Below are 12,217 nucleotides of genomic sequence, written 5' to 3'. Positions count from 1 at the left end.
TTATTTTACTTTTTTATAATTTCGGAATATATTTCTTCTATCTGCCTGCCATACTCGTCAAGAGTTGTCATTTGAGTTCTTTTTTCCTCACAAAATTTACTCATTTTTTCACATAATTCTCTGTCATTATAAAGCGTGCTTGTTGCTTCAGTCAAAGCTTTGGAACTAATCTCTTCAAGAATTATTCCCGTTCTTCCGTTTTCTACAAGTTCAGGCATTCCTCCGAGAGGCGTGCAGATAACCGGGGTTCCAAAAGATTCTGATTCCAAAATTGAAAGCGGACAATTTTCATACCATATTGAAGGATAAATTGAAAACAGCGCTTCCGCTATCAATTTATGCAGTTCTTTTCCGGTTTTGAACCCCACAAATTCCACATTAGGAATCCCTTTACAAACATTCTCCATAGGTCCAATCCCTGCAACTTTAAACATAATATTGGGAAGAGACTTGCAGGCTTCAATAAATATATCAACTCCCTTTTCTTCAGATAATCTGCCAAAAAATAAAACGTAATTCTTTTTTGTGTGTTCAAAATCAAATTTTGGAAGTTCTATGTAGTTATGTATTGAAACTGTTTTTCCTTTATATATATATTCGCCAAGCCTTTTCTTTTCAAGAAGTTTGCTTTCTAAAAACCTGCTAGGACATATATATTTATCAACTTTTTTATACGTCCCCTTAATAGCGTAAAGCCACGCTTCAACTGCACCGATTATGCTTTTAATCCTTGAATAGTGTATACACTTTCCTTTAATACAATTTATCTTTGAGCCGTTAAGGCATTTTTCACAGGGGGTCTTTTTATATAGGTCAAACATAAGATGATTAGGACAAAGCATTTGTAAATCATGTACGGTTTGAACGATTGGAGTTCCATGCTTTTTTATCTCATCAATAATTGAAGGGGTAAGCTGATAATTGATATTATTCATATGAACAATATCAGGCTGAAAATTTTCAAGCACTTTTCTGAGCTTTTTTCTTGCCTGAAATGAATATATTATTCTAAACGGATAAAGAAACTTTTCCGCTCCGCTGTCATGAAAGTCCATATTTTGTGTGTATTGCTCTGCGGAATTATGCACCACATTATTCTTATCGTACATACCAAAATACTCAACTTCATGACCGGCTCCGCTCAAATATTCACCCAGCTTTAAAGTATATGTCTCTGCACCGCCTTTCGGATACAGGTACTTATTTATTAATAATATTTTCATTCGCCGCACCTCGCTATACCGCCAAATTATTTTCCTTTTTTATAAAGCGCTGTCGTTTGATCTGCAATTTTTTCCCAATCATATTTTTTTAAGATAGTTTCAAAATTTTCTTTTTTCCATATATCAGAATATTCGCCTTTTAAAATTTTATCCAGCTTAACCGACAAGTCCTGAATATCTCCATGCTTAAATGAAGGCATATACTCGCCTACAACTTCCATATTCTCAGGTATATCACTGACAAGGCACGGAACGCCATAGCTCACAGATTCCAGCAAGCTCATTGCCAACCCCTCTATATCGCTTGGAAGAACATAAATATAACAATTCGAGAACAACTCATCGAGCAATCTTCCTTGAACAAAGCCGGTCAAAATTATTCTCTCATCCTCAGACGCCATCTTCTTAATCTTTTCCACATACTCATTGCCCGGAGTTAAATCTCCGGCAATTACCAACTTCTTATTTGTCTCAACAGCCTTAAAAGCCTCAATTAAATAATGCAAACCTTTTTCAGGCACAATTCTAGCTAAAAACAAAATATAACCGTCTTTTTGGAGACCAAATATTTCACTTATATCCCGAGCAGGATAATCCGCATTTTTCTTGACAATGCCATTAGGAATCAAGTGTGTATCCCGTCCATAAGTTTCTTTAAAATACTTTTGGTTATTATTTGACAATACTATTAATTCGTCAGCATATTTTGAAGCACATTTTTCCCCAAGCTTCAGATATTTTGTTGAGAAGCCGCCCCATTTGGCACGCTGCCAGTCAAGCCCATGTATAGTGGCAACCGTATGTATACCAAAAAGCTTAGGAAGCCACATCATAGCGCACGGTCCTTCAGCATGGTAATGAATACAGTCATAACCTCCAAACAGCGCACGAAAACTTGCCAGCACTGAATAAACAAAGGCGTTTAAAGCGCTAACCTTAAAAGTTGGGATTTGAATTATCCTGATACCTTTATATTCCCGAGGCTGTTTATACGCTTTGCCAAATCTATCTTTGCGATTATATACGTCAACTTTTAAACCCCTTTCAACCATTCGTACCGACAGCTCTTCTACCACAACTTCAATACCGCCTTCACGCGATGGAACTCTTTTATGTCCAATCATAGCGACTTTAAATCTTTTTTTATCTTTCCGCATCATAGCAACACCTTTCAATATTATGCCTTGCCAAACGGCCTTTTTTTATATAACCGGCTAATAACCGGCGTCAGTGCGGTATACATTTTGGTAACAAACTTCCACATAAGTTCCTTTAAATACACGTATTCCTCTGTTCTGCAAAAGAAGACATAATTCATACACAATGGAACGAATATGGATACCGCCGCCTTTAAAACAAAATCTATGTATAAACTGCCGACAGCAATTTCTGCGCTTATAAACTTCGCTAAAAGCATAATAACAATACCTATTCCAGAGTAAAATATAAATCTAAAATAATATTTTCCGGAATTGATTTTAAAGCGTTCAGTATAAAGCAGACGTATTTTTAAAATAATTTGTATTACCAGAGATGCCAAAGTTCCCAAAAGAATTCCTAAAGTTCCAAACTTTATTCCAAGAATAATAGAAAGAATTAGATTGACAACACTGCCTGCTATAGAAATATTTTTATCCTTGGCAAACAAACCGGATACGGACATAAACCTCCAAAGAGGATTTCTTAACACGGTTAAGAAAAAGTTTACACACAAACAAAATACTACCATCAGACCAATCATAGAATCTGCATTATACGTATATTCCAATCCGTACATTATCCTGACAAGCGTTGACGAAAGACAATAAAGACAGCTTGCAAACAAGGAACCAAAAAAATAATTAATAAATGTTAACTTTCTAAGCACCTGGTCACACTTATCACGGTCATCCTCAGCCATCAGATTTCCTACGCTTCCGGCCGTCGCAGCGTCAACCTGATCAATAAGTTTTCTCAGTCCCATGGCCAATGTCGAATATCCTGTATAAATACCGACCTCATAAGTGCTTACCAGTATAGAAATCAAAATGTTATCAGTCGAATTAGTTATTTTACCTGAAAGACTTCCAATAAAAATATTCTTTACATTTTTAAATACCATTCGCTTTTCGACGTTCAGAAGTTCATCCTTCCTGATTAAAAACGGATACATCTTATCTACCTGACCTGAAATAACTATGTTGGTGGCAAGGGTAAGCAATATTTCCACAATCAGATATAAAATATAATTATGAAAAACAAATAAAAGAATTATGTTAATAATCTCAGCAACAATTTTAACAATAGTAGTAACCTTTGAAACTATATATACCTTTTGATCCGCATTAAGCAAAGAACTCTTATATGAGAACAAATAAGAAGACGCTGTCTGAGTTAGAAATAACACAAAAACAAGCCGAATATATCCGTCAGACACATCGACCTTTGTAACAATATTCTGAATAAACGGAACCAGGCAGAGACCTATTCCAAACACAGCCAAAGCTATATTACGGTAGGCTGTTTTATACATATTCATCAGCTTTACAATCTTCTTTTCGTCCCTTTCGGCAAGAGGTTTGTAAAGACTGTAAACTATAGCCGAACCAACACCCATTTCGGCAAGTGACAGTATTGCAATTACCTCTGTGAATAAACCGTTTAAGCTGACTGACAGAATTCCAATCTGACGCACCAGAACGATTCTCACAATAAATGTAAATGCAACGCTGACAAACTGAGAAATGACGCCATATAACAAGTTTTTAGCGCTTTTCTCACTTCTTGTAATATCCGTCCTACTCTTCATATATTCACTCTTTCTACCAATATGTTAAAACGTTAGTTACCGTTCATAAAACTATTTACAATATGAGTATAATTAACTTGAATAAAACTTATCTCTAAGTATATAACACTCAACTATTTACAAGTTTACCGACAAACCCATCTGACTCACCGGAATTTTCATTGGAATAGTGCATATATATACTAATATTCCGGCTTACCGGACTTCCGTTTTTATCCCGAACTTTTATCCTGCAATTTAAAACCGGATTATTAATATTAAGCTTATTCACACTATTCATTAACTTTTCTTTCTCCTCCGGGGTCATTGAAGGATCCTCATAGAAAAATTTCTGCGCATTAGTAATCAACCTTGCTTTTCCAAACTCTTTAGCATAGGTTTCCGAGAATTCAATTATATCATTCTTTTTATTGTATTTAAAAATCACATCATCATCTAAAACTGTAAAACTGTCTTCTTTATCAGCATTATCATTTTTACATGTTTTATCAAAATTTTCAGAGTTTTCAAGTTCAAGCTTTGAACTCACTTTTTTCCTCTCATATTGTGGAATTTCTAAATTTACTTTGTTTTCAAAGGCCATTTTATCTAAAATATCTTTTAGCTCCATATGACAATTTTTTAAGCACTCAATAATATCAGGATTAAACTTTCCGCATTCCCCGTTTAATATCATATCAACCGCCTTTTCATGTGAATACGGAGGTTTATATACCCTCTTGCTCGTAAGTGCGTCATAAACATCGGCAACAGAAACTATCTGAGCGGATATAGGTATCATGTCTCCAACAAGTCCGTCCGGATATCCGCGGCCGTCCCAGCGTTCATGATGGCTCCTGCAAATATCATAATAATACTTGTACATAGGACTGCATTTTATCATATCTATACTGTCCAGTATTTTACAGCCGTTGACCGTGTGTTCTTTCATTATTTCAAACTCTTCCGCAGTTAGCTTCCCGGGCTTATTTAATATATAGTCAGGCACGGAAATTTTGCCAACATCATGCATTGTGGATGCCGCCGAAATATTTTCAATCTCCTCATGAGCATACCACTTATTTCCTACCTGCTTCTCCAACTCAATTAAAAGAGTTTTTGTTATCTGCCTTATTCTGCATACGTGTTCACCCGACTCTGAGTCACGGAACTCAATCGCCGTAGATAAAGCGTCAATAATAGACGCATTTGCTTCTTTAAGCTCCTGAGATTTTCTTTCTATTTCTTCAGTCTGCTCTTTTACACGCTTTTCCAAGTTTATACGATAATCATAAAGTTCTATTGAGTTTTGTATACGGCACTTAATAACATAAGGGTTAAACGGCTTTTCTATTCTGTCGACTATGCCATTCTCAAACCCTCTGACTAAGGTTTCATTACTAGTGTCCGCTGTAACAAAAAATATAGGAACAGATGGTATCAGCTCCTCTTTTTTTATTTGTTCCAACGTCTCAAGACCATCCATTACGGGCATGACAATATCAAGAAGCACAGCGGATAAATCAGGATTATTCCTAATCGTTTCCAACGCCTCTTCCCCATTCTCAGCCTCCAGCACATTGTAGCTATCAGCAAAAAGTTCACTGAGAATAATCCTATTCATCTCTACGTCATCAACAACCAAAACTTTTAATTTTCCAGGCACAGCCGCACCTCCTCCCAGCTATATTAAACACTACAGCTGTTTTGCCAACTCACAAACTTTTTTCTGTTCAATCTTAAGTTTTTCAAAATCTTCATCCAAACTATCATAAATATTGGCTCTAACATTATCCACCATTCTCTGTCCGATTTTCTGAATCTCACTAAAGCCTAGATTTCCGGCAACTCCCTTTAAAGTATGAGCGGCTATCTCAATTCCGCTGTAATTCTGTTCAGCCATAGCAGTTTGGAGCTCATTAAAAGTGTTATCGTCTATATACTTCATAGTACATTTTGCTGCCAAATCCATATTACCGACAAATCTTGCCGACACCTCATCCTTATCAATTCCCAGCTCGTCCCAAAATTCGATTATAGTCATTTATATTTCTCCTCTCTGTCTAATCTCTCCTATATATATCTCTTGTATAAACCTTTTCACTTACATCTTCAATCTCATTGGAAAATCTATTGGCAACAATAATATCCGAAAGTTCTTTAAATCTATCTAAATTATTTATAACTTTCGCTCCCATAAACGTTTTGCAGTCTCTTAAGACAGGCTCGTAAATTATTAAACTTACTCCTGAACTTTCTAACCTTCGAATAACGCCCTGAATTGATGATTGCCTGAAATTATCAGAATCAGTTTTCATCGTTAATCTGTATATTCCAACAACTTTTGGTTCTCTTTCAAGTATCCTTGCGGCAATAAAATCTTTTCTGGTCACATTAGCGTCCACAACTGCTTTCATAATGCTGTTAGGAACCTCACCGAAATTGCTCAAAAGCTGTCTGGTATCTTTAGGCAAACAGTATCCCCCGTAACCAAAAGACGGATTATTATAATGGTTACCTATTCTGTCGTCAAGGCAAATTCCTTCTATAATTTCTGATGTTTTGAGTCCTTTAATTTCCGCATACGAATCAAGTTCATTAAAAAAAGCTATCCTCATAGCCAAATATGTATTGGCGAAAAGTTTTATTGCCTCCGCCTCTGTCGAACCTGTAAACAATACCGGAACATCCTTGTTCTCTGCCCCCTGCTTTAACAATTCGGCAAATATCTCCGCCCTTTTTGATTTTTCTCCAACTATTATACGTGAAGGATGAAGATTATCATATAGCGCTTTGCCTTCTCTTAAAAACTCAGGTGAAAAAATCAGCCTGTCTGTTTTATATTTTTCCCTCATCATCTCTGTAAATCCAACAGGCACCGTAGACTTTATAACCATTACAGCAGTATCAGAATATTTTAAAACCTGTTCTATAACACTTTCAACAGACGATGTATCAAAATAATCCTTCTTTGTATCATAATCTGTCGGAGTCGATATTATTACATATTCAGCTCCGCTAAACGCTGTCTCCGGAAGATTTACAGCACATAAATCCAAATTTTTATTAGCAAGATATTCGCTGACGTCCTTATCAACTATAGGCGATATTTTTTTGTTTATCATATCAACTCTATCAGTATTTATATCAAACGCAGTCACCTTGTTATGCTGTGAAAGCAACACAGCGTTTGAAAGACCTACATATCCAATACCCGCAACGGTAATACGCATAATTCCACATCCCATTTATTTTTCTAATCAATAAGCACCATCACCATTAAACACTGCCGGGATAGTCTTTAAAATTATTTTAAAGTCACACCAAATACCTTGGTCATTTATATATTCCAAATCCATATCTATCCATTTTTCAAAACTAATTTTGCTTCTTCCCCCGCATTGCCAATAACACGTAAGACCCGGTCTTACCTTAAGTCTCTGCATATCGTATTCACTATACATAACAACCTCGCTTGGAAGCGGAGGGCGCGGACCAACTATACTCATATCACCGATTAAAATGTTTATAAGCTGAGGAAGTTCATCAATACTATACTTTCTAATAAAACGCCCGACTTTAGTAACCCTCGGGTCGTTCTCTATTTTAAACACAGGTCCGCTGGCTTCATTTTTACTCTGAAGCTCTTTTAACATCTCTTCAGCATTAACGACCATGCTTCTAAATTTATACATCCGAAAAGCTTTGCCGTCTTTACCAATTCTTTGCTGCATAAAAAAAACAGGACCACCGTCTTTTTTGATTGCAATAGAAACCGCCAAAAATAAAGGTGATAAAAAAATAAGAGCAAGCAGTGAACAAATAATATCAGCAGCTCTTTTTACAAACAAATACCACAAATTTTTGTTGGGCTGAATATTTTTAAATATTTCATAATGCTCTTTTTTAACAATATTATGTGCAGGGTTATACTCTCCCCTGTAAATCTTTCTTGCCATTACGTTTCCCCCTAAAAGTTCGTGGCTTACCAATTTTATACAAATCCCGTCCCATATAGGTTTATAATAACACAATTCTAGAATAAATACAAGATTTTTCGTAATATATTAATAAAATAATTTTATTTAATTAAAAAAATCAAACAATTTTTACCAATTTATCCATTAATATGAAACACTAAACTTATAATACCGCTTAATATTATATGCAGTAAACATTTTTTTGACATCATATTGCTGTAATTTTAGATAACAAAAAGAGCCAAATTGATATGCCCCCCAAAAGTTAGACCAAAAATCTAACGATTAGGAGGTTGGTTCAAATATGGCTCTTTTTATTTTATTTTTTTAAAAATAATTCCAAAAACAGAGGAAGTAGATATAGGTCCGAATTCCCGGCTGTCACGGCTGTTGTTCCTATTATCCCCCATCACAAAGACATGATCTTTTTCAACAACAATAGGAGTTCCGGCGCCATATTTTCCGTCTTCTATCAAGGAAGTTATATACTTTCCTCCGGTTTTAGTCTTTTCGCTAACATATGGCTCGTCAATCATTTCATTATTTACATAAATATCTCCGGAATTAAAATCTATATAAACCGTATCTCCTTCAACAGCGATAATTCTTGAGACAACAGCATTTTTTCTGTCTTCATTAGAATAAAATGTTATTATATCATTTTTCTGATAGTTTTGATTTGTTTTATTAATCAGCCAGCTTTCCCCTTCCCGAATTGCCGGTTCCATACTGGTTCCTGAAACCGTAACAACTGATATAACAAAAGTTTTAATGAAAAACATAGCTAACATAACCACAACAACGGCGCCAATTATAATAAACGCCCATTTAAATGCCGGATTATTTTTCTTATTTATATCTTTATGAACACCATTACTTGCGGCAACAGTATTAGCATCATTAAGTTTCATATTTTCGCACTCCAAAATTCAATATTGGATTATTGCCGCCCGCCGGCGGCTCATTATTGTAGATATAATTATAAAACAATAAGCTGTTGTTGTCAATATTACTTTAGAATACATAACCTATACTATAACAATATTAAATAAGCAAACTATATAATATATTTTAAATCATTAGGCAAAACTCTATCTTTTGCCATCATTTCCATTTGTACAATACATTCGCTCACAGTGGCAAATCTCTTTCTGGCTGCAAATTCATCGACTATCTCCAAGTCCTTGTCCAGCATCAGCGCTTTTATTCCATATGGAAGATATTTATTATTATCTATCGTCATTGAATATTCTACAGTCACCGGTCTGCCGTGAAATTTTGTCTCATAATGACATTTTAGAAAACCCTCAAACAAACATTTTATACAATCAGTTGAATTATAAATATTAACTTTCTTTTTTATAATATTAAACAACTTATTTTGATCTTTCATTATAGGTTCTTCAAACGCTTCACTTTCCATTGTTCTCTCACTCACTCTCCAAACTATTTCTCATTTGATTTTATATTTTGCCGCAAATCAGAATAATACACTTATTTTGTTTTATAAGCAAACTTTAAAATATAATATTTTAAAAAATTGCATAACTAGCATAAAAACGAAAACTATTAATTATTTCAAATTTTTATCAGCAATAATTTTGTAACATTTTAAGCTGAGATAAATTAAATTTCAACGATATTAAACTAGTTATTCCGTTCCGAACTTAACGACGTGCAAAAATAACATAACTGATAATATAATAAAAAAACCTTGTAATCTAACAATTTTAAAATTTATATATTATTATTCTATGCACGGCTAACTAAAATTAGACATAAAAAGAGGCAGCTGCGCTGCCTCAAATAACTTGAACAATTAATCACTCTTCACAGAAGTTTTTTCACCAAACGGAAAACCACATTCCGGACAGAATTTCGGCAAACTGCTTAGTTCTGAGGATTCCCATCCACAATTGCCGCATTTATAAAACGGTCTCTTTGCTCCGCATTCTATACAAAATTTTCCATGGTTTTTGGTTCCGCATTTACATACCCAGCCATCATCAGACATTTTAGAATCAACTACAGGTATTTCAGGCTGTTTATTATCAGAATCAGCGGTTTGTCTGTTAGGCATCATTGTATTCATCATATTCATACCCATCATTCCAACCACAGCGCCGGTTATATCACCGCCATTAACGCCGCCGGACTGTTTTCCCATATTTTCGAACATAGCTGACTGTGCCGCAGTCATACGCCCCTGAATAGCACCTTGAGTGTTTCCAAGCATCACGGCAGTGTCAAACTCCTCAATTCTAGCGCGTGATTTGTCATCCGGAGTGATTTTTTCAATCCCCACCGAGATAATCTCCATGCCGCGCCCCTGTTTCCATGGGGAATCTAATATATTACTCATAAAATCAGATAATTCCATTTGGTGCGAGGGAATCTCACTGAACTTCACACCTTGACCGGACAGCTTATTAACTGACGTATCCAACGCTGTCAGAAATTCACTTCTGCATTGTTCTAAAAGTTGTTCGCTGTTATAAGTGTCACTGACGTTTCCGGCAATGCTGTTATAAAACACTAACGGGTCAGTAATTTTAAATGTAAACATACCATAATAGCGAATATATAACACCGTTTTATAATATGGGTCATCATAGGCCATTGGCTGTGCAGTTCCGTATTTATTTCCTAATATCTCTTTTGTGTTAATATAGTAGACGCGCTGGTCGTTTCCTGTATCGCCGCCAAAAGTAAACCTCTTGCCAACTTTTCGAAACGATTCTCTTAGACCTTCAGAAAAATTACCATTCAGCATTGATGGCTCTGATTTACTATCAAAAGTATAAGCTCCAGCTTCACAGGTAAAATCAATTATTTTCCCTTGCTCTGTCACAATCATTGCCTGACCTTCATTTACTACCAGCAGGCTGTCTTGAGTTATTATATGTTCACTGCCTTTAGTATTGCTGGATTGATAGTTGGTTGTGTTAATTCGTTTTCGTCCTAACTGCAGCAGCGTCTCCTGAGCCATACTGTCACAAACAAAATATTCTTTCCATTGATCAGCAAGCTCTGAACGAAAAGCTCCTGAAAAAGCTTTAATAAGTCCCATTACTATATCTCCTTTTTATAGATTTTCACCAATAAATTTACAAAGTACCCAATTAAAAGTTCCTGATGTGACAATTGACTTGCAATAAGGACATTCCCCAGCGGAGGTTATTTCTGTAGGCGCTCCGCAATTAGGGCAATTGGTAACACTCAAAGATTCAGGGTGCTCAGATGTTTTTGTTCCAATTGTCCGCATAAAAGTCAAAGTATGAATCATTTCCCATAAATGTGTTGTATTGCCGGCAATAATTTTTCCGGTTGCCGTTTCTTTAACATAGTCTATCATATTTGTAAGCATTTTTACCTCTACATATTCATAACTTTGATCACGATAAACTTTATTGATAAAGCTGTCTTTTACAGCAACACGTTCCAAATAATTAACAGTGCCGTTGCGGATATATTCATCCAATTGCTGAGAATGCTCTCTAAAGAGCTGCTCAGACTCAAATGGTCTTATCATTTTCCAATCCTGTTTAGTCCAAGCGACATTCAAAGTTATAAATACTTCGCGGGCCCATGCAAGAAATGCCTCCTCAGAAAAATTAGTATCCGTCCGCTGAATCTCAACCGATGGGTTTACAGATGGTTTAACATACCCGCCTCTAGGCGCCGACGGGGCGGCAATATTGCCGGTATTAGCATCATAGCTATTATTTTTTATAATCGATATAATACATATAATTAATAATATTACAATTCCAATTGATATAAACGAAATGTTGCCAAAATTGCCGCCATAACCTCCATAACGCATGTAACCGCCGTAACCTCCACTGTATCCGCCGTAATCCGAGGAGCCGCTGTATCCTCCTCCATAACCGCCAGAGCCGCTCGAATAATCGTTTTGGTTGCCAACTCCCGTTGGAACAAGACGATAACTATAGCTTGTATTTCCCTCATCAATATATGTTGAGACAGCATATGCCACGGTGCAGACACACATTAATACAACAATAAGAAATATACAAACTTTATACACCTGAGAAATTCGTTTTTTCATTATATTTCTCCTTTAAAACTCGAAATATCTAAATAATAAAGCATAATCTGTTTCTCTTAATACAATATAACACAGTGAATTCATCTTGTCAATAATGCGCAAAAATCATATATACTTTTTATAATCATTGTAAATATTTAACATTATATTCTTACAATTTTAAGTAATAAATCAA

General features: G+C 35.5%; 11 protein-coding genes. All 11 read right to left on the bottom strand.

Annotation, left to right across the window (positions count from 1 at the left end; genetic code table 11):
• Positions 1-5: 5 nt before the first annotated feature.
• The 11 genes from B9O19_RS08235 to B9O19_RS08185 all read right to left on the bottom strand — a co-directional run bounded on the left by B9O19_RS08235 (position 6) and on the right by B9O19_RS08185 (position 12,042).
• Positions 6-1,223, bottom strand: coding sequence for a glycosyltransferase (locus B9O19_RS08235; protein ID WP_102365968.1), 1,218 nt, complete (start codon positions 1,221-1,223; stop codon positions 6-8).
• Between the two features lie 26 nt (positions 1,224-1,249).
• Entirely contained in the window at positions 1,250-2,383 is a 1,134-nt protein-coding gene (locus B9O19_RS08230) for a glycosyltransferase family 4 protein (protein WP_306560309.1), read from the bottom strand.
• A 17-nt stretch (positions 2,384-2,400) separates the two neighbouring features.
• Positions 2,401-4,011 carry a lipopolysaccharide biosynthesis protein gene (locus tag B9O19_RS08225; protein WP_102365967.1) on the bottom strand — a complete coding sequence of 537 codons (1,611 nt, stop codon included), beginning with the start codon at positions 4,009-4,011 and terminating at the stop codon, positions 2,401-2,403.
• 109 nt (positions 4,012-4,120) lie between these two features.
• Positions 4,121-5,656 carry an HD domain-containing phosphohydrolase gene (locus B9O19_RS08220; protein ID WP_245862908.1) on the bottom strand — a complete coding sequence of 512 codons (1,536 nt, stop codon included), beginning with the start codon at positions 5,654-5,656 and terminating at the stop codon, positions 4,121-4,123.
• Between the two features lie 30 nt (positions 5,657-5,686).
• Positions 5,687-6,034: an Hpt domain-containing protein gene (locus B9O19_RS08215; RefSeq protein ID WP_102365966.1), complete on the bottom strand. Its 348-nt coding sequence runs from the start codon at positions 6,032-6,034 to the stop codon at positions 5,687-5,689.
• A gap of 19 nt (positions 6,035-6,053) precedes the next feature.
• Positions 6,054-7,223: a nucleotide sugar dehydrogenase gene (locus B9O19_RS08210; RefSeq protein WP_102365965.1), complete on the bottom strand. Its 1,170-nt coding sequence runs from the start codon at positions 7,221-7,223 to the stop codon at positions 6,054-6,056.
• Between the two features lie 27 nt (positions 7,224-7,250).
• A complete protein-coding gene (locus B9O19_RS08205) occupies positions 7,251-7,949 on the bottom strand; it encodes a sugar transferase (RefSeq protein ID WP_102365964.1) in 699 nt (232 codons plus the stop codon).
• A 335-nt stretch (positions 7,950-8,284) separates the two neighbouring features.
• Positions 8,285-8,881: a signal peptidase I gene (lepB, locus tag B9O19_RS08200; protein WP_102365963.1), complete on the bottom strand. Its 597-nt coding sequence runs from the start codon at positions 8,879-8,881 to the stop codon at positions 8,285-8,287.
• Between the two features lie 146 nt (positions 8,882-9,027).
• Positions 9,028-9,408: a hypothetical protein gene (locus tag B9O19_RS08195; RefSeq protein WP_154058646.1), complete on the bottom strand. Its 381-nt coding sequence runs from the start codon at positions 9,406-9,408 to the stop codon at positions 9,028-9,030.
• 381 nt (positions 9,409-9,789) lie between these two features.
• On the bottom strand, positions 9,790-11,040 hold the full coding sequence (locus B9O19_RS08190; RefSeq protein WP_102365961.1) for an SPFH domain-containing protein: 1,251 nt from the start codon (positions 11,038-11,040) through the stop codon (positions 9,790-9,792).
• Positions 11,041-11,055: 15 nt separating this feature from the next.
• The gene (locus B9O19_RS08185; RefSeq protein WP_102365960.1) at positions 11,056-12,042 is read right to left on the bottom strand and encodes a TIM44-like domain-containing protein; all 987 of its coding nucleotides are present in this window, start codon (positions 12,040-12,042) and stop codon (positions 11,056-11,058) included.
• Positions 12,043-12,217: the final 175 nt, after the last annotated feature.

It is taken from the genome of Monoglobus pectinilyticus, from assembly GCF_002874775.1.
In the GTDB taxonomy this organism is placed as follows: domain Bacteria; phylum Bacillota; class Clostridia; order Monoglobales; family Monoglobaceae; genus Monoglobus; species Monoglobus pectinilyticus.
This window is presented reverse-complemented; position numbering and strand designations above follow the sequence as displayed.